Here is a 19811-nt window from a genome sequence, read left to right on the forward strand (position 1 = left end):
AGTAGATTCAATTATTTCGAATAATATCTCAACGAAAAAGAACCACTTTATGCCTCTCCTATTTAAAGATTAACACAAAACCTTACACAATATATTAAATTTTCACTTAAAAAGGCAGGTCTTCACATAAAATTATTTTCTGGGATGATAAGAATGCATTACTTCTTTTAAAAAACTTCTGTCTAAATGAACATAAATTTCAGTAGTTGTAATCGATTCATGCCCTAACATTAACTGAATTGATCTTAAATCAGCGCCATTTTCGAGTAAGTGCGTTGCAAAAGAATGTCGCAACGTATGCGGACTTATATTTTTATTTAGATTAATCTTCACAGCCAGGTCTTTTATAATCGTAAAAATCATAGCCCGTGTGAGCTGACTTCCTCTCCGGTTTAAGAATAAAGTATCTTCAAAACCTTTCTTTATCGTTAGGGTTCCCCGAATATTTTTTTGATAAATCTGCATGTATTTTTGGGTATATTTTCCTATTGGTACAAAACGTTCTTTGTTTCCTTTTCCCGTAATTTTAATAAACCCTTCGTCAAAAAACAAATCGGAAATCTTTAGCGAAACCAACTCCGAAACCCGAAGTCCGCAACCGTATAATGTTTCTATAATAGCACGATTTCGTTCGCCTTCGTTTGTACTTAAATCAATAGCTGCAATAAGCGAATCTATTTCCTGAACAGATAAAGTATCGGGGAGTTTACGTCCTGTTTTTGGAGTTTCGATTAATTCTAATGGATTATCATTTCTATAATCTTCGAAAACAAGATAGCCAAAAAAACTTTTTAAACCTGAAATAATACGGGCTTGCGAACGTGGATTCACTTCTTTTGCAACAGCATATATAAATTGTTGAACGGTTTCATCTGAAATTTTCAAGGGAGAAACCTCTATTTGATTCGTTTCTAAAAAAAAACATAATCGTTCGATATCAAAGCCATAGTTCTCGATTGTATTTTTCGACAATCCTCTTTCGATTCGCAAATACGACTGATAATCTTTAATATAGCTGTTCCAATTCATACTTACAAAGTAAAACATTTTTAGGCATAAAAAAACCTTCCGTATTAGAGAAGGTTTTATAAAGTATGTTGCTGTAAATATTAAATTTTATATGCTAATGACAATGCAAAATTGCTATTTTTAAAGCTTGCATTATAAACAAATGGATAATCCTGAATGTCATCAGGAACATCTGCTATATCTGACAATCCTATTGTATAACGTACGCCCAGAGCAAAATTTTCCGTAAAGTCGTACCCGATTCCCAAATTAAGGCCATAATCTGTTGATTTAAACAAATCCTTAATATCTTCCCCTCTACTTTTGGCTGACAACAAAAACCCAATCTGTGGTCCAGCCTCAACACTAAAAGCATCTGTAATATAATATTTAGCCAAAACCGGAATATTTAAATAATTCACTTTGACATTTGCATTCGAATTACCACCTTAACCTTCGACAGTAGTACCCTGAGTCGAGAACAAAAATTCAGGCTGAATCGCAAATTTTTTCGCCACTTTAATTTCAGCGAATCCTCCAACATGAAAACCAGCTAAAGATTTAACATCTTCCTGATAACCTGTAAAATTCGAGATATTCAGTCCGCCTTTTACTCCAAATCTAGTAGATTGGGCACTTGCAAATCCAAATAACATACATGCCATAATTGGTAAAATAATTCTTTTCATTTCATAGATTTTAAATTAAAGAAAAAGAAACACAACAATAATGACAGAATATTCTTATACAAATATAGAAATTTATTTTTGATACAATTCATTTAGACGATTGTTTTTCAACAACTTAAAAATAACAAAATAAAAAAAACCTTCCTGATTAGGGAAGGTTTTGAAAATTTATTTTCTAGAAGTAATTAGAATTTATAAGCTAAAGATAAAGCAAGGTTACTATTTTTAGCACTATCATAATAATCTTCTGTATTATCAATTTCGTTATCTGTAATAGGAGACAATCCTATAGTATAACGAAGACCTACAGAAAGATTATCTGTAAAATTATATCCTGCACCAATATTAAACCCAAAATCTACAGACCTTGTATAGTCTTTAAAATCGCTACCATTTGCTTTTGCAGATAACAAAATACCTAATTGTGGACCAGCTTCAACGCTAAATTTATCCACGATATAATATTTAGCTAAAACCGGAATATTCAAATAATTTAATTTAAGATCTGCATCAGTCCCTAAAGGACCATCAACCTTAGTTCCTTGAGTTGAATACAAAAGCTCTGGCTGGATAAAGAATTTGTCAAAAATTTTGATTTCAGCAAAACCTCCAACGTGAAAACCGACTAACGATTTAGTATCTTCAACATCTCCTCCAACTAAAGTTGAAATATTAAGACCTCCTTTTATTCCAAATCTTGTTTGCTGTGCATTAGTAAATCCAAATGCCATTACCGCTATAGCAGCTAAAATAATTTTCTTCATAATATTTGTTTTGGTTAAATTAATAATCAAATATAAAAATTTACTTCATAAAAAATAATTTTTATTTTAACAAATAAATTGGTAATTAGAAACTTAATCCTGTTAAAAAATTAATTAACGAATCACAATTTGTTACACATTAGGCATACTAAATTAAAAAAGCCTTCTCACATGTGGAGGGCACTGAAAAAGTAACCGTTTATCAAAAGAGGTTGTTTTCAAATATGACAACGGCTTCTTTTTCTCTGATATTCTCGGATAGGTGACGGAGAACACTTTAATACAGACGATTTTCAGAGCCTCTATTTTACTTATAATCTTCTCCATTATCACCATAACCTAATCCTACTTTTACAGCTAAATTATCCATTACAAAATAACCACCCTCAGCACCAACATTCCAAGAAGTAGTACCATCTTCTGAACGCAATGCAAAGCCTGTGTTACCAGTTCCCGTTGCTCCAAAAGAAGTATTACCTTCAATAAGATACTTTCCTTTTTTAGTTTGCTCTTGTGCACTTGCAAAACCAATTGTCATTACTGCAATAGCAGCTAAAATATTTTTTATCATGTTTGTGTTTTTATTTATTACCTAACAAAACTAATCTTATACTTGTTAAAACAAGTACATAATAAAAACAAAAAGCATTAAAATAAGACAGAATTTAATTACAAACAAAAAGCTGAATTTCAACAGATTAGCCAATGAAGTAAAAAACGAAGGTTAATAAAAAACATAAATACGTGAGATTTTTGTTAATTATTTAAAGCTATATATAAAACAATAAAATTAAAATAATGTAGTTTTGACTAATAGATAACATTAAAAAAATACCAAATTTAAAAACACTTTTATGAAAAAAATAATTTTAGCGGCTGTTCTGTTCATCGCAACATCAGCTACAATTCAGGCACAATTACTAAAAATTGGGGTAAAAGCAGGGGTTAACTTTGCTAGCCAAACTGGAGACGCATTTCCAAGTCAGAATATTGACAAAGAAGGAATAACAAACTTTCATGCAGGTTTAGTTGCTGAAATTAAATTATTAGAAAAATTCTCTATTCAACCTGAACTTTTATACTCTACTCAAGGAGCATCTTATAAATTTAAAGATGTGAACCAAGAAGTAAAAAATGACTTGGGATATATATCTATTCCGGTAATGGCTAAAATTTATTTAAGTAAATCATTTAGCTTAGAGGTGGGACCACAAGCTCAATTTTTAGTAAGCGACAAAGATAATGTTAACCTTGGAGACACTAAAACATTCGATTTCGGACTTAATGCTGGTTTAGGTCTAAAACTTACAGAAAGTATTTTTGTGCAAGCTCGTTATGGAATCGGACTTACAGAAGCATCAAAAGATGCAAATGTAAGAAACTCTGTTATACAACTTTCAGCTGGAATAATGTTGTTCTAAAAAAATTTATCACATACTTTTAAGAAAACCGTTCTATTAATTAGAACGGTTTTTTTATTTTTACCAAGTTCTATGACAATTTCAAAAACAATTTCAACCAATAAAATTAATTTAGCTTAATTGAACTTCTATTTCTTATATGGTTTAAAAAACTAAATGTTTTAACTCGCACAAAATATCTTTAAAATATGAAAATCGCTATAATCAACGGCCCCAATTTGAATCTATTAGGAAAAAGAGAACCGGAAGTTTACGGAAGCCAAACTTTTGAAGATTATTTTGAAACGCTGCAAACTAAATTCCCTAACATAGAACTTTCTTACTACCAAAGTAATATAGAAGGTGAGTTGATTGGAAAAATTCAGGAACATGGTTTTACATATGACGGAATTATTTTGAATGCCGGTGCTTATACTCATACTTCAATAGGTTTAGGCGATGCTATAAAAGCGGTTACAACTCCTGTTATCGAAGTACACATTTCGAATACTTATGCCCGCGAAAGTTTCAGACATCAATCGTATTTGTCCGGAAACGCGAAAGGTGTAATTTTAGGCTTTGGATTAAAAAGCTACGAATTGGCCATTCAGTCATTCCTGTAAATACTTATAACTTTCTAACCGAATGTCACCCTGAGAGAAGTCGAAGACTATTGAAAATGAGAGAGCTTTCAGTCCGCTCAGCCTGACAAACAATTTAACAAATAATTAATAGGCTCGTTTTTAACTTATTCTATTTTTGTGAGAGAAACCACTTTCATGAAAAACTATACTTTACTAGCCTTTTTATTTTTTTCGATCTCCAATTTTGCTCAAATAAAGGGAACTATCACTGACGAAAAGGGTAATCCGCTGCCTTTTGTTTCTGTCTTTGAAGAAAACACTTATAGCGGAACTACTTCTAACGAACAGGGAAAATATCAACTTAACGTAAAAGAACCGGGCAAGAACAAGATTACTTTTCAGTATTTAGGCTTCAAAACACAAAAAATCTCAGTTTCTCCTGATTCGAAAACTTTTACGTTGGATGTAAAAATGCATGAAGAAAGTTTTGCATTAAACGAAGTCGTAATTGATCCCAAAAATAATCCGGCAATTGCAATCATAAAAAATGCTATTGCGAACAAAAAAGACAATTCAGATAAAACAGCACGATACACGGCTGATTTTTATTCTAAAGGAATGTTTAAAGTCAAAGATTTACCTAAAAAAATTCTTGGCAAAAAAGTAGATCTTGGAGTTGACATGGCATCAAATCTGGATTCTACGGGATCGGGAATTTTATACTTATCTGAAACCATATCGAAAATTATTTTCGAAAAACCGGACAAATTAAAAGAGAAAATCATTGCTTCTAAAATATCCGGAAACAACAAGGGTTATAGTTACAATACCGCTTCATTATCGACTTACGATTTTTATGACAATACGCTGGACTTTGACGTTAAGCTGATCTCCCCTATTGCAGATAATGCTTTCAGCTATTACAAATACAAACTTGAGGGGAGTTTTTATGACGATAATAATCAACAGATTTACAAAATCAAAGTAATTCCTAAACGTGATAAGGAACCTGTTTTTGAAGGTTACATTTATATAGTCGATGATAGTTTTGCCATTTATGCCATAGATTTAGTCATAAAAGGATACCGCATGAAAAATGAATTCACTGAAGTAATGAACTTAAAACAAAGCTTTAGTTATAATCCAAAAAACAAAATTTGGACAAAAAATGCGCAAACCCTGGATTTTAGTGCAGGTATTTTTGGTGTAAAATTCTCGGGGAAATTCAATTATGTATATTCAAACTATGAGTTCCCTGCTTCGTTTGAAAAAAAGACTTTTGGAAATGAAGTTGTTGCGTTCGAACTTAATGCGAATAAAAAAGACGATGCTTTTTGGAATCAAATCAGACCCATTCCGTTAACGATTGAAGAAAGTACGGATTACACAAAAAAAGACAGTCTTCAAACAATTAGAAAATCCCAAAAATATACTGATTCGCTTGATGCAAAAAACAACAAGTTTAAGGTTTTGGATATATTAATGGGCTATGATTACAAGAATACTTTCAAGAAGCATTCTTTTGAATACAAAGGTTTATTGAATATCACATCATTGAGTTTTAATACTGTTCAGGGGTTTAATTTAGATTCTGGTTTTTCTTTTAAAAAGTGGAATGAAGAACAAGGAAAAAGCACTTCGATCAGTACTACTTTTAATTACGGTTTTTCAGACGAACGTTTTAGGGCGGTTGGAGAATTCAATCATAAATTTAATAATATCAATTATGCTACTATTGGAGTTTCAGGAGGAACAAAAACAGCGCAATTCAATAGTTTCGAACCTATCAGCAAGCTTATCAATTCTATAAGTTCTTTATTTTTTAACGACAATTACATGAAGCTGTATAATCTGGAATTTGCCCAGATCAATTACTCGCAAAACATTCTGAATGGCGTTAATATCGTTGGAAAAGTAGCATACGAACAACGAAAAACCCTTTTTAATACAACCGATTACTCTTTCTTTAAAAGAGACGATGTCTATTCTTCTAATAATCCGTTAGCGCCAAATGATTTTACAACGCCGGCATTTGATCCTCATCATTTATTTAAAGCCGCTCTAAGTACCAGAATCAACTTTGGCAATAAATACATTTCAAGACCTGATGGAAGATATAATATTAAGGACGAAAAATATCCGACAGTATTTTTAGCTTTTGAAAAAGCATTTGCGGCAAGCGAGAAAAAGTACGAATTTGAACGAATTGGAGCTTCTTTTCTTTACGATTTATCGTTAGGAAACAAAGGAATTCTTGGCATGAATTTAAGAGCGGGAAAATTCTTTAATGCCGAAAATATTTCTTTTATCGACTACAGACATTTTAACGGAAATCAAACTCATATTGGCACAAGTGAGCGCTACCTAAACGTTTTTAACCTAATGCCTTATTACGCCAATAGTACAAATGACAGTTATTTTGAAATGCATCTGGAACATAATGATACGGGATTTATCATGAACAAGATTCCTTTGCTGAATCTTTTAAAATCAACGATGAATCTTGGATTTCACTCCCTGGCAATTCCGGACAGGAAACCTTATACTGAATTTACTGTTGGTTTAGACAATTTAGGCTTTGGAAAATTCAAGATATTCAGATTGGATTATGTTCATTCTTATCAAGGCGGAATTCAGCAAAATGGTGTTGTTTTTGGCTTGAAGATTCTAAATGTATTGAATTAGGCTTCTATCTAAATAAGCACAATCTTGTCATTTCGACGAAGGAGAAATCACATCACGATTTTCACGTCTTGTACATAATCACAAAGGAATCAATTATGATTTTTCTTCAAAATTTTATTATTGGAGTCGAATTTCTTTATGTGACTTCTACTTCGTCGAAGTGACAAAAAAACCGCAAATGTTATCATTATCCCGGATCGCGTTAGAGGGAGAAGCGATATCCTTTTGCTTTTTTCTTTAAAAAGTAAAAGATATGGCGGATAGCCCGTTCGCCACGGCGAAAACGACTATAAAAAAATCCGCTTACTCTCTGAAAGAATAAGCGGATTTGAGATTTTATCTTTGACAAGTTTTGAACTTTGACAGCGGTTCATAACATATTACAAGCCTTTGCAACTACTTTGAAACCTTGTCACTTTGAAGCTCTCCTAGTGATAATCATCCGGTTCAATATGTATTAAGACATTCCCCAATTGAGGTATTTTTTCTTTTAAAGTATCTTGTAGTTTGTGTGACAAATCATGTCCTTCTTTTACCGAAATTTTGGCTGATACAATAGCATGGAGATCGACATGATATTTCATTCCGGCTTTACGGATAAAACATTTTTCAGTTCCCAGAATACCAATAACGGTTAGAGATTTTATTCGAATCTCTTCAACTAAGTCATCGTTTAAATTTTCGTCCATAATTTCGCCAAGTGCCGGCCTGAAAATCTTATAGCTGTTATATAAGATAAAAAAAGCAGCAAAAAGTGCCGCCCAGTCATCTGCTGATTCATACCCTTTTCCCATAATAAGTGCAATCGAAATCCCGACAAATGCCGCTACAGAAGTAATGGCATCACTTCGATGGTGCCATGCATCAGCTGCCAATGATGAACTATTGGTTTGCTTACTGCGTTTCATCACTAAACGAAACGAATATTCTTTCCAGACAATAATAGCTCCCAAAACATATAAGGTCCAGGATTTTGGCAAATCATGCGGATTTTGAATATTGGCAATACTTTCGTAACCAATAATGGTCGCAGAAGTAATTAAAAAACCAACTACCAAAAAGGTAATCAGTGGTTCTGCACGACCGTGACCGTAAGGATGGTTTTCATCTGCGGGTTTGTTTGAATATTTTATTCCGAACAAAACCAGACAAGACGAAAATATATCTGTAGTCGATTCGATTGCATCTGCAATCAAGGCATAGGAATTGCCAAAAAAACCTGCCAAACCTTTTATAACGGCCAAACAGGTGTTTCCAACTATACTAAATATAGTAGCTTTTATAGCTTTTTGTTCATTTGTCATGTGAGACTTTTAACGGATTTTAAAATCAAGTTTTAAGATATAAAAACCATTAAGATATTAAGTTTCATTAAGATATTGCAATCTTAATTTTCCTTAACCTCCTAATGGTTTATTTTGAATATTTATTTGACTAAATATTTATTTATGCTCTTATAATTTTTGCTCCAATCGCTCTCAAACGCTCGTCGATACGCTCATATCCACGATCGATTTGTTCAATATTCTGAATTGTACTTGTTCCTTTTGCAGATAATGCAGCAATTAATAATGAAATCCCCGCACGAATATCAGGAGATGACATTGTTGTAGCTTTTAATTGAGATTCAAAATTATGTCCCATAACAACTGCTCTGTGCGGATCACATAACATAATTTTAGCTCCCATGTCAATTAATTTATCTACGAAGAACAAACGGCTTTCAAACATTTTTTGGTGAATCAAAACATCTCCTTTCGCTTGTGTTGCCACAACCAAAACAATGCTCAATAAGTCAGGTGTAAATCCTGGCCATGGCGCATCTGCAATTGTCAGAATAGAACCATCAATATCTGTTTTTACTTCATACCCATCAACGTGAGCAGGGATATAAATATCGTCTCCGCGTTTTTCGATTGTAATACCTAATTTTCTAAAAGTATTCGGGATCAAACCTAAGTTTCCCCAGCTTACATTTTTGATCGTGATTTCGCTTTTTGTCATAGCCGCAAGACCAATCCAAGAACCAATTTCAATCATATCCGGTAAAATTCTATGCTCGCATCCGCCAAGGCTTTTAACACCTTCGATGGTCAATAAGTTAGATCCAACTCCTGTGATCTTAGCTCCCATTGAGTTTAACATTTTGCATAATTGTTGCAAATAAGGTTCACAGGCAGCATTATAAACTGTCGTTTTTCCATTTGCTAAAACAGCAGCCATTACGATATTTGCTGTTCCGGTAACTGATGCTTCGTCAAGCAGCATATCTGTTCCTTGTAATCCTTCTTCCGGAGATTCAACTCCGTAAAAGTGATCTTCTCTATTGTATCTGAATTTCGCTCCAAGGTTAATAAAACCTTCAAAGTGTGTATCTAATCTGCGACGTCCAATTTTATCTCCTCCCGGTTTTGGAATATATCCTTTTCCGAAACGTGCTAATAGTGGTCCAACAATCATAATAGAACCACGTAATGCTCCACCTTCTTTTTTGAAAGCTTCGGTTTCTAAATATCCAACATTAACCTCATCGGCCTGAAACGTAATCGAACCCGGTTCATTTCGTTGAATTTTCACTCCTAAATTACCCAACAATGTGATTAATTTATTAATGTCAATAATATCGGGAATATTATTAATTTTTACTTTATCCCCCGTTAGAAGCACGGCACATAAAATTTGTAATGCCTCATTCTTTGCTCCTTGCGGAGTAATTTCTCCCTTTAAAGGAGTTCCTCCTTCGATTTTAAAAATTCCCATATTTCTTTTTTAGGTTCTGAGTTACTGAGGTTCTAAGGTTCTAAGTTTTTTTTGAGGTACTTAGTAGATTAGCTGCTAGCAACTTTTTATTTCTGATTGTTTTTTTTAAGGTTTTGAGTTACTAAGGTTCTGAGTTACTAAGTTTAAGAAAGACCCAGCAACTTAACATCTTAGACAACTAGCAACTTTTTCTACTTTTGATTGTTGTTTTTCTGAAAAGGTTTTGGTTTTCCGCCTTTAATATTGTTTTTATTACTTTGGATTTTTGGAGGTCCGGCTGGCGTAATTTTATTAGACATGCGTTTGTTGGTACGCAATAAATCTGTTGTATTCAAAAGCTCTTCTGTGCTTTGTAATAAATTAATTTTACCTCCTGACAATTCATATAAATGCTCAAAAATCACATCATCTTTTACTGTGTCTTTGTTCCAGCTTAAATATGATTTTTTCATATGATTGGCAATTACCAATATCAATGCATTTTTCATTTCACCATCTTCCCATCTATTAGCAACATCAATCATGTATTTGATATTGTTACCATAAAATCTGTATTTAGGAAAATTTTGCGGATACTGTAAAACATCCGGTTTTAGCTGCAATACATCTCTCGACGGAATTGGATATGGCGATTCTACATTTAATTTAAAATCAGACATAATAAATAGCTGATCCCATAATTTATGTTGAAAATCCGGTACATCACGCAAATGAGGATTCAGACTTCCCATAACCTGAATAATGTATTTCGCAGCTTTGTTGCGCATTTCATCATCTTCAATAATAGTTGCCTGATCAATCAGTTTTTGCAAATGACGACCATATTCCGGAATAAGTAAACGCTGTCTTTCAGAATTATATTCTAAATTGAAAACAACGTCATTCGCTACTTCTTTTTTATATTTTTCGACCATAACTTATAATGAAACTATACCTTCTATTGTAGAAACTTCAATGTATTTGCTAATCACATGATCAGCACTATGCATTGTAACATCTATAGAAACACTGGTAAATTTACCTGTTTTAGATTTTGTTGTTTTAATTACCGCGCCCATACTGTCAAAAGCTTTTTCAACTCGCTCCACATTATCGTCTACCGAAGGCATTATAAATTTATACAAATATTCTGCAGGCCAAGCATTTGAGTTATCTAACTCAACCTTTAATCTTTCGTAAAATTCGGCGGTGTTTTTTTCTTTATCGTTCTCCATTTGCACTTTAAAATAGAAAGCAAATATACGTTTTTGATTTCAGATTTCAGATTTTCGGTTTTAGATTTTTTTCATTGAAGAAAGCATCGATTCTTTGCCACGAATTTCACTAATTTACACGAATTATATTGTGGTAAATGTATCCTCTGCTTTCACTCTTTTTTGATTAATCCTAAAGTTAAAATCCGTAAAAATTCGTAAAACTGGCGGCAAACTTTTATATTTGAGAAACTTTGCTTCTAAATTTGCAACAAAGTCACGAAGGCGCAAAGCTTAAACAGTCATAAGTTAAAAAACTTTGTTCCTTCGCTACTTTGCGATTCAAAAAAAACATTACAATGAAAAAAATTCTCTTATTTTTTATCGCACTTACAATCAATAACATTCACGGACAGGAAATCAAAACGATGACTTATTTTCAGAATGACACCATCAAACTGGATCTGGATTTATACTTACCTCAAAAGAAAACAAACGAAAAACTTCCGTTAATTATTTTTGCATTCGGCGGAGGATTTTCTGGCGGAGAACGTACGAGCGAAAAAGAATTTGGAATGTTCATGGCAAAAAATGGCTATGCGGTTGCGAGTATTTCGTACAGCTTATATATGAAAGGAAAAGATTTTGGTTGTAAAGGAACGTTGACCGAAAAGATAAAAGCAATCCAGATTGGCGTGAGCGATATGTGGCAGGCAACTTCGTTTTTGATCGAAAATGCCAATAAATACAATATTGATACTTCTAAAATATTCATCTCAGGAATTAGTGCGGGAGCCGAAATTGGTTTTCATGCTTCGTTCTGGGATTATAAACTCATGAATTTATACAAAAACAATCTTCCGGAAAACTTCAAGTACAAAGGTTTTATTGGAGGATCAGGCGCCATTCAGGATATTAATTTAATTACAAAAGAAAAAGCGATTCCAATGTTGTTGGCACACGGAAATAACGATGATACCGTTCCGTATAGTGCTGGTTCGCATCGCTCCTGCCCTACAAATGCATCGGGCTGGATGATTCTTTTTGGATCTTATGCGGTTTACAATCATATGAATGATCTACACAAAGACATTGAACTAATCACTTTTTGCGGCGGCGGACATGAATTATCAGGTTATCTTTTCCACCAAGGTCAACAATATGTTCTGGATTTTGTAAATGATGTGTTGAAAGGAAAGAAATTTGAGTCCCATATTATTATTCCTTCGCAAAAGAAAGGTGTGGGTTCTGAGAAATATTTGTTTTGCGAATAGGCCTTACAGGACATTTTCGCCAACCCATCTTTGTTTTTCTACCGACCAATATAAACTGGACTAAAGTCCAGCCCTACAATATTTGCCGAGTCTACGACTTTTTTTTTATTTAGTTCCGGAGGAACGATCTATTTTACAGAGCTGGACTTTAGTCCAGTTGCGATAACATTTGCATAGGATTATTTTCATTTTTGAACTGTTTTGTTTCAACGTTCCGAAGCATGAAGAAAAAACCTCTCGTTTTTTTCTTTAAAAAGCAAAAGATTGCAACGAATAACTGATTCCAAACCTCCTAATTCACATAAAATTGCGAAATCGTTCGCTCAAGGCAAAATAATCTTTTTAAATACAATAAGTTTAGGTAAATTTGCGCTTTATTTTAAGAAAGTGCAAAAACAAATCATAGTTCTCATTGGTGGCCCGGGAACGGGAAAATCTACTCTTATTAACGAATTGGTAGCTCGTGGCTACTGCTGTTATCCTGAAATTTCAAGACAAGTTACACTCGAAGCACAACAACGGGGAATTGACCAATTGTTTCTGGAACAACCTTTATTATTTAGCGAAATGTTACTTGAAGGACGCATTAAACAATTCAAAGATGCTCTTGAAGAACCTGATGATGTAGTTTTTATAGATCGCGGTATTCCAGATGTTGTCGCTTATATGGATTATATTGGTGATGATTATCCAGCACATTTTGTAAAGGCGTGCGAGGATTTTAAATACACCAAAACTTTTATTTTACCACCTTGGGAAGAAATTTACGAATGCGATACAGAGCGTTACGAAAATTTTGAACAGGCACTAACAATTCAAAAACACCTTGTTGAAACGTATAAGAAATATGGCTACGACTTAATTGAAGTACCAAAAGATACGGTTGAGAACAGAATTCTTTATATCTTAGATAAAATTTAGGCAGGTGTTTAAAGTTGCAAAACTAGAAACTGATTTCTAAATTTTTTAACTTTAAAATGACACCAATGCCAGAAGCGCAAGAAATTCTTTTAAAATATTGGAAACACGACAGTTTTAGACCGTTGCAAAAGGAGATTATTGACTCGGTTTTGGACGGCCAGGACACTTTTGCCTTACTACCAACCGGTGGCGGGAAATCGATTTGTTTTCAGGTTCCGGCCATGATGCAGGAAGGTATTTGTTTGGTCGTTTCGCCTCTGGTCGCTTTGATGAAAGACCAGGTAGGGAATTTGCAGAAGCGGGAAATTAAAGCCATCGCCCTTACAGGAGGAATTCACACGGAGGAAATCATTGACCTTCTTGACAATTGCCAATACGGAAATTACAAGTTTCTATATCTTTCTCCCGAACGATTACAATCCGACTGGATTTTGGAACGTATCAAAAATCTTCCAATAAACTTAATCGCCATTGATGAAGCACATTGTGTTTCGCAATGGGGACATGATTTTCGTCCTGCTTATTTGAAGATTTCAGAACTTAAAAAACACTTCCCGAAAATTCCATTTTTAGCTTTGACCGCCACAGCAACTCCAAGGGTTATTGAAGATATTAAAACTGAATTAGGACTAAAAGACCCTATACTTTTTCAGCAATCTTTTGAAAGGAAAAATATTGCCTACATGGTTTTTGAAGTTGAAGACAAATTGTACCGTGTAGAGCAAATTTTAAAGAAAAATCCGCAGCCTTCTATTATATATGTCAGAAATAGAAAATCTTGCCTGAATATGTCGACGCAATTGCAATCGTTAGGATTTAAGGCGACTTATTATCACGGTGGACTTTCATCAAAAGAAAAAGACAAAAACATGCAATTGTGGATGTCACAACAATCTCAGGTTATTGTTGCCACGAATGCGTTTGGAATGGGAATCGACAAAGACAACGTAAAAACGGTTATTCATACTCAGCTTCCTGAAAATATAGAAAACTATTACCAGGAATCCGGAAGAGCAGGACGAAATGGAGAAAAAGCATTTTCGGTTGTTTTGACCAACTCATCAGATGGGAATCAAACAGAACAACAATTTTTAAGTATTCTTCCTGATAAAAAATTTCTGAATGCGATGTATATCAAACTTTGCAATTATTTTCAGATTGCTTACGGCGAAGGTCTGGACGAATCATTTTCGTTTAAACTAAATCATTTTTGCCAGAAGTACGACTTCCCTACCCTTAAAACTTACAATGCTTTGCAGTTTTTGAATCAGCAGGGAATTATTACGATGTCTCAGGAATTCTCTGAGAAAATTACAATGCAGTTTTTGATTGAATCAAAAGAAGTAATTCGGTACATGAGCCTGAATTCAAATGACGAAGAAATTATTCTGGCAATTCTGAGAACTTATCCCGGAATTTACGAAATGAAAACTCCGTTTAATATTTCGCTGATTGCAAAAAAATCAAATCATACCGAGGCACAGGTTTCAGCTGTTTTAGACAAACTAAAAGAGAAAGATATTATCGATTATAAAGCAAAAAACAACGACGCTACTATATTATTTAATGAAGTACGCGAAGACAACCTTACCATAAACAGGGTTGCAAAATATCTCGAAAAACAAAATCAACTCAAAAAAGATCAGCTTTTATCTGTCCTGCATTATATAAAGGACAATAAAACATGTAAAAACCGATTGATCCTGGATTATTTTGGAGAAGAAACAACTAAAAATTGCGGAGTCTGCTCGTATTGCATTACCCAAAAGGGAAAAATAACGGAAGCGGATTCGATTGCAGATAAAATCCTGCACTTGTTGAGAACAGCAGCTTTGACTTCGAGAGAGATCGAGGCTAAAATAAAACTAGATACAAAGGATGTAATTTTGGCGCTTCAGGAATTACTTGAAAACAATTACATTATCATTCAGCCTAATAATAAATACACTTTAAAATTATAATGGAAAAATTGAGAATCATATTCATGGGAACTCCGGAATTTGCTGTTGGCATTTTGGACACCATTATCAAAAACAATTACGATGTTGTTGGCGTTATTACCGCTGCAGACAAACCGGCTGGACGCGGACAAAAAATAAAATATTCGGCAGTAAAAGAATATGCACTGTCGAACAATCTTACCTTATTGCAACCCACAAATTTAAAAGATGAAAGTTTTCTTGCCGAATTAAAGGCTCTGAATGCTAATTTACAAATTGTTGTTGCTTTTAGAATGTTACCAAAAGTAGTTTGGGAAATGCCAAGCTTGGGCACCTTTAATCTTCATGCGTCTTTATTACCAAATTATCGTGGCGCTGCACCTATTAACTGGGCTATTATTAATGGAGAAACAAAAACGGGCGTTACCACTTTCTTTATTGATGACAAAATCGACACCGGCGCAATGATCTTAAATTCGGAAATTGCTATTGAACCGGAAGAAAATGCAGGACAATTACACGACCGATTAATGTTGCTAGGAAGCGAAACGGTAATTGAAACTTTAAAGGTTATCGAAAGCGGAAATGTAACAACAACAATCCAGAAAGATGATGCCGAAATTAAAACGGCTTACAAACTCAATAAGGAAAATTGTAAGATCGACTGGACCAAATCCGGAGAAGAAATCAATAATTTAATTCGCGGATTAAGTCCATATCCGGCTTCCTGGTGCTTCTTAAAAGACAAGGAGGAAGAATTAAGTATCAAAATATACGAGGCAAAACTTATTGAGGAATCCCATTCTTATGAAGTTGGAAGCTTGATTAGCAGCAAAAAAGAAATCAAGATCGCGATCAAAGATGGCTTTATTCAGCTTTTAGGTTTGCAATTACCAGGAAAAAAGAGAATGCAAGTTGCCGAATTATTGAACGGTATAACATTTTCTGATAGCACAAAGGTCTATTAAGGTCAGTAAAACAGGGGTTTTTACCTGATTTTGAGCGGAAAACGACTTGCGTTATGAACAAAAAAAGCAAGTTATCAACAATTTTTGCTAAAATTAAAGAAAACACTTGCAAGGAACGGATTTCCTACTAAATTTGTGTATTAACAATTTTTTTTAACCAACAATTAATAACTAATTATTATGAACAAATCAGAATTAATCGATGCTATCGCTGCTGATGCAGGAATCACAAAAGCTGCGGCAAAATTAGCTTTAGAGTCATTTTTAGGAAACGTAGGAGCTACTTTGAAAAAAGGTGGGAGAGTTTCATTAGTAGGTTTTGGATCATGGTCTGTATCTGCTAGAGCTGCAAGAGACGGAAGAAACCCTCAAACAGGAAAAACTATTCAGATTGCTGCTAAAAATGTAGTAAAATTTAAAGCTGGAGCTGAATTAGAAGGTGCAGTGAACTAAGTAAGAAAGTTCTCTAAACTTATAATATAATCAAAACCCTCCCATGGAGGGTTTTTTTATGCGGTTTAACGATTTTATTTGTGATTTTAAAAATTTTATTATTAAATTTAATAAAAATTGTAGCCGTATGATTTCAGAAAAATTAAAAAAAGGACACCTGCTTATTGCCGAGCCTTCTATAATTGGAGATTTATCTTTTAATAGATCGGTAATTTTATTAGCAGACCATAACAAAGAAGGATCGATAGGTTTTATCATTAATAAGCCATTAAAGTATACTATTAATGATTTAATTCCTGAGATTGATGCCACTTTCAAGATATACAACGGGGGGCCGGTTGAACAAGACAACCTTTATTTTATTCACAATATCCCGGAATTGATTCCAAATAGTGTTGAGATTTCAAATGGGATTTATTGGGGAGGTGATTTCGAATCGACCAAAGACTTAATAAACGACGGATCTATTGGCAAAAACAATATTCGCTTTTTCTTAGGTTATACTGGTTGGGACGAAAATCAGCTTGAGAATGAAATGCAAGGAAACTCATGGATCATCACTGATAATAGTTATAAAAATAAAATTATCGGAAAGTCAACCACCCATTTTTGGAAAGAGCAGATTATTGAGCTCGGAGGCGATTATCTTATTTGGTCGAATGCACCTGAAAATCCATATCTGAATTAATTTTCAGAAATGGATTCATTTAGTTTCTGCACTAATAAATGCGCCAGATTACTTGTAAACTCCTTTTTTCGATACTTAGTTATCGGTTGTATCCCTGTGATTACATTTGTCAGAAATAATTCGTCAGCTTTTTGAAGATCAAATGGCGAAATTATTTCTTCAAGCATTTCTATGCCTTCAACTTTTTTAGCCAGAGCTATTATTTGTTTGCGCATAATTCCGTTCAGACATCCTTCGGAAATTGGCGGAGTGATCAGTTTTTTACCCATAACCATAAACAAATTGCCTTGCAATGCTTCTACAACATTTTTAGTATCGTTTACTAAAATGCAATTGGCAAGACCATTTTCGTGTGCAAAAATGCTTCCCGTAACATTTATCAATTTATTAGTCGTTTTAATAGACGATAATAACTGCTTGGTTACATAGAAGTCTTTATACAAATCAACTTCATATTCGGCAATATTTACAGCATAAGAAACGCTTTCAAGTGCAGTTGCGTGAATTAAATATGAAACTTCATTCGTTTTTGGTAAATACAAACCTCCGTCTTTTCTAAAAACAGTAATTCTTGCTCTGGCTGATGCCGAAATACTTTTTTGATTCACCAGGCTTAAAACCTCTTCTTCAAAATACTCCATTGTAAAGTTCATAGGAATTTCCATTCGAACTACACGCATCGAAGCCATTAACCTAAAATAATGATCTTCAAGAAACAAGATTTTATTATTGACTATTTTTAGCGTTTCAAAAACTCCGTCTCCGTACAAAAAAGCACGATTTTGAGTTAATATATTATCGTCCTGCGCTACTATGTTTCCGTTAAAATTGATCATAAAAAAACCCTGAATTTTGTTCAGGGCAAATATAAGGTATAAAATAGAAATTCACTAAACAGAACCTATAAGATGTTTCAGATCTGAAATCTGATTCTCCCACAATTGTTTAGCTTCTCCTACTTCTTCTTTTTCAGCAAAATCGACTACCATTAATGATACATCTTTTGTTAATTCATCAACCAAAATATGAAGTTCAAAAAAGTATTCAGTATCCTTACTGCTTTCATCAACCCATTTGAATTTTACTTTTTCTCCTGTTTTTTTAGAAGCTAAACGCGCTTTTTCCTGCGAGTCGTTCCAGATAAAAGTGAAAAATTCGCCTCTTGAATTTACATTATCTGCAAACCATTCTGACAAACCTGACGGCGTTGATATATATTGATACAATAATTGCGGCGAAGAATTTATGGGAAACTCGATTTCGTAACGTATTTTTGACTCCATGTGCTACTTTTAATTTTTTGGAAATATAAGAATATATGTCCAAAAACAATGCATTTTTAAAAAAATTATTTTTTCTTCATTTTATTCTTGTAAGCTTTAATAATATTTCTATCTTTGCACCCGCAATGAGGAACACGGTTCACTTGCAATCTTGGCGAGGTAGCTCAGTTGGTTAGAGCGCAGGATTCATAACCCTGAGGTCACGGGTTCAACTCCCGTCCTCGCTACATAAAAACAAAACCCTAATCATCAATTGATTAGGGTTTTTTTATTGTAGTTTTGTTTAAAAAACTTCATAAGAACATCTCAAATATCTAAAAAAGAAGCAACAATGGATATAGTTAAATTTAAAATCACATCAAAAACGATAAAAGTAGAAGTACGCAATTCGAATAACTACGTTTTTAATTTTAATACAGCTTTAGAAATTGAAAAAGAAGACAGAGATGTTTTACTAAGACTTTACAACGCATTAGACATTCTTTTTAAGAAAGAAAACACTCCTGAAGTAAAAAACTACATTTCGCCCAACCAAACCAATATACTGGATCAGATTTCTGCCGTTGATGGTTTAGAAGAAGAGGAATAAACAACAAACCTCATAATTCAATATTTTCAAACCATTACATTGTCTGAAAAATTGTACTTTTTTCAAAACACTACATTTTTATACAATTTTATAAAAATGTATTTTACAGCTAAAGCAATGTGTTTTACCAAACCCGAAAAATTTTAAAGAATTTTAAATATCTTTGAACTATGAGCACAGTAAGAAAACCATATCATATAGGGCGAAAAATTAGCCGTATTCATGAACTGAAAGACCTTAAACAAGAAGCTTTGGTGCAAGCTTTAGGAACGAATCAATAATCAGTTTCGGCTATAGAAAACGGCGAAACTATTGATCAGGAAAAACTTACTGATATCGCAAGGCACTTGGTGTGAGTGTAGAAGTAATTAAAAATTTCTCAGAAGAAAATATGATTAGTTATTTTAATACTTTTAATGATAATAGTATTGCGAACGGACTGGTTAACAATGCAAATCATTGCACTTTCAATCCATTGGAAAAACTAATGGAATCAGTAAAGGAAAACAAAAAACTTTACGAACGTTTATTACAAGCTAAAAAAGTTAAAATCGAATATTTAGAAAAATTATTAAAAGACAAATAGTTTTACTTTGTAAATCAATTTTCATA

General features: G+C 33.5%; 19 protein-coding genes, 1 tRNA gene and 2 pseudogenes. 12 read left to right on the forward strand and 10 right to left on the reverse strand.

Translation table 11 applies throughout. The annotated features are described in order from the left end of the window. Positions 1–132: 132 nt before the first annotated feature. From xerD to QLQ94_RS00810, 4 genes and pseudogenes are all read right to left on the reverse strand, one after another. Entirely contained in the window at positions 133–1029 is an 897-nt protein-coding gene (xerD, locus tag QLQ94_RS00795; protein WP_271335283.1) for a site-specific tyrosine recombinase XerD, read from the reverse strand. Between the two features lie 80 nt (positions 1030–1109). Beyond that, a pseudogene (locus QLQ94_RS00800) lies at positions 1110–1697 on the reverse strand (porin family protein). Positions 1698–1882: 185 nt separating this feature from the next. Then, positions 1883–2461 carry a porin family protein gene (locus QLQ94_RS00805; protein ID WP_271335231.1) on the reverse strand — a complete coding sequence of 193 codons (579 nt, stop codon included), beginning with the start codon at positions 2459–2461 and terminating at the stop codon, positions 1883–1885. A gap of 307 nt (positions 2462–2768) precedes the next feature. After that, positions 2769–3032, reverse strand: coding sequence for a hypothetical protein (locus QLQ94_RS00810; protein ID WP_271335232.1), 264 nt, complete (start codon positions 3030–3032; stop codon positions 2769–2771). Between the two features lie 283 nt (positions 3033–3315). Here QLQ94_RS00810 and QLQ94_RS00815 point away from each other — a divergent pair, with 283 nt between their 5' ends. From QLQ94_RS00815 to QLQ94_RS00825, 3 genes are all read left to right on the forward strand, one after another. After that, the gene (locus QLQ94_RS00815) at positions 3316–3882 is read left to right on the forward strand and encodes a porin family protein (protein WP_271335233.1); all 567 of its coding nucleotides are present in this window, start codon (positions 3316–3318) and stop codon (positions 3880–3882) included. Positions 3883–4070: 188 nt separating this feature from the next. Beyond that, positions 4071–4484, forward strand: a complete 414-nt coding sequence (aroQ, locus tag QLQ94_RS00820; RefSeq protein ID WP_271335234.1) for a type II 3-dehydroquinate dehydratase — start codon at positions 4071–4073, stop codon at positions 4482–4484. Positions 4485–4640: 156 nt separating this feature from the next. Then, positions 4641–7130: a DUF5686 and carboxypeptidase regulatory-like domain-containing protein gene (locus tag QLQ94_RS00825; protein WP_482498859.1), complete on the forward strand. Its 2490-nt coding sequence runs from the start codon at positions 4641–4643 to the stop codon at positions 7128–7130. 428 nt (positions 7131–7558) lie between these two features. On the opposite strand, the gene QLQ94_RS00830 is transcribed toward QLQ94_RS00825, so the two are convergent. The 4 genes from QLQ94_RS00830 to QLQ94_RS00845 form a co-directional block, all read right to left on the reverse strand. Then, positions 7559–8434, reverse strand: coding sequence for a cation diffusion facilitator family transporter (locus tag QLQ94_RS00830; protein WP_271335236.1), 876 nt, complete (start codon positions 8432–8434; stop codon positions 7559–7561). A 142-nt stretch (positions 8435–8576) separates the two neighbouring features. Continuing rightward, positions 8577–9890 (reverse strand): UDP-N-acetylglucosamine 1-carboxyvinyltransferase, encoded by a 1314-nt coding sequence (gene murA, locus QLQ94_RS00835; protein ID WP_271335237.1) that lies wholly within the window; start codon positions 9888–9890, stop codon positions 8577–8579. 191 nt (positions 9891–10081) lie between these two features. Further along, entirely contained in the window at positions 10082–10804 is a 723-nt protein-coding gene (locus QLQ94_RS00840; RefSeq protein WP_271335238.1) for a DUF4290 domain-containing protein, read from the reverse strand. Between the two features lie 3 nt (positions 10805–10807). Further along, entirely contained in the window at positions 10808–11104 is a 297-nt protein-coding gene (locus QLQ94_RS00845; protein WP_482498862.1) for a DUF493 family protein, read from the reverse strand. A 338-nt stretch (positions 11105–11442) separates the two neighbouring features. On the opposite strand from QLQ94_RS00845, the gene QLQ94_RS00850 reads away from it, so the two are divergent. The 6 genes from QLQ94_RS00850 to QLQ94_RS00875 all read left to right on the forward strand — a co-directional run bounded on the left by QLQ94_RS00850 (position 11443) and on the right by QLQ94_RS00875 (position 17327). After that, on the forward strand, positions 11443–12357 hold the full coding sequence (locus QLQ94_RS00850) for a carboxylesterase family protein (RefSeq protein ID WP_271335240.1): 915 nt from the start codon (positions 11443–11445) through the stop codon (positions 12355–12357). Between the two features lie 387 nt (positions 12358–12744). Further along, the gene (locus QLQ94_RS00855) at positions 12745–13278 is read left to right on the forward strand and encodes an AAA family ATPase (protein ID WP_271335284.1); all 534 of its coding nucleotides are present in this window, start codon (positions 12745–12747) and stop codon (positions 13276–13278) included. Between the two features lie 65 nt (positions 13279–13343). After that, positions 13344–15239, forward strand: coding sequence for a RecQ family ATP-dependent DNA helicase (locus QLQ94_RS00860; RefSeq protein WP_427402026.1), 1896 nt, complete (start codon positions 13344–13346; stop codon positions 15237–15239). Beyond that, a complete protein-coding gene (gene fmt, locus QLQ94_RS00865; RefSeq protein ID WP_482498865.1) occupies positions 15239–16186 on the forward strand; it encodes a methionyl-tRNA formyltransferase in 948 nt (315 codons plus the stop codon). Before QLQ94_RS00860 ends, fmt begins: the two co-directional genes overlap by 1 nt. 180 nt (positions 16187–16366) lie before the next feature. Next, positions 16367–16639 carry an HU family DNA-binding protein gene (locus QLQ94_RS00870; protein WP_017498096.1) on the forward strand — a complete coding sequence of 91 codons (273 nt, stop codon included), beginning with the start codon at positions 16367–16369 and terminating at the stop codon, positions 16637–16639. A 127-nt stretch (positions 16640–16766) separates the two neighbouring features. Continuing rightward, positions 16767–17327 (forward strand): YqgE/AlgH family protein, encoded by a 561-nt coding sequence (locus tag QLQ94_RS00875; RefSeq protein WP_072959341.1) that lies wholly within the window; start codon positions 16767–16769, stop codon positions 17325–17327. Here QLQ94_RS00875 and QLQ94_RS00880 read toward each other — a convergent pair. Both QLQ94_RS00880 and QLQ94_RS00885 read right to left on the reverse strand, forming a co-directional pair. Then, a complete protein-coding gene (locus tag QLQ94_RS00880; RefSeq protein ID WP_271335243.1) occupies positions 17324–18163 on the reverse strand; it encodes an aminotransferase class IV in 840 nt (279 codons plus the stop codon). The two genes, QLQ94_RS00875 and QLQ94_RS00880, sit on opposite strands and share 4 nt — an antisense overlap. Before the next feature lie 54 nt (positions 18164–18217). Then, the gene (locus QLQ94_RS00885) at positions 18218–18610 is read right to left on the reverse strand and encodes an START-like domain-containing protein (RefSeq protein WP_140509532.1); all 393 of its coding nucleotides are present in this window, start codon (positions 18608–18610) and stop codon (positions 18218–18220) included. Positions 18611–18763: 153 nt separating this feature from the next. Here QLQ94_RS00885 and QLQ94_RS00890 point away from each other — a divergent pair. The 3 genes and pseudogenes from QLQ94_RS00890 to QLQ94_RS00900 all read left to right on the forward strand — a co-directional run bounded on the left by QLQ94_RS00890 (position 18764) and on the right by QLQ94_RS00900 (position 19785). After that, positions 18764–18837, forward strand: a tRNA-Met gene (locus tag QLQ94_RS00890). A gap of 104 nt (positions 18838–18941) precedes the next feature. Continuing rightward, on the forward strand, positions 18942–19199 hold the full coding sequence (locus QLQ94_RS00895; RefSeq protein ID WP_271335245.1) for a hypothetical protein: 258 nt from the start codon (positions 18942–18944) through the stop codon (positions 19197–19199). 170 nt (positions 19200–19369) lie between these two features. Beyond that, a pseudogene (locus tag QLQ94_RS00900) lies at positions 19370–19785 on the forward strand (helix-turn-helix domain-containing protein). Positions 19786–19811 lie beyond the last annotated feature (26 nt).

The organism is Flavobacterium sp. B114r, from assembly GCF_056824125.1.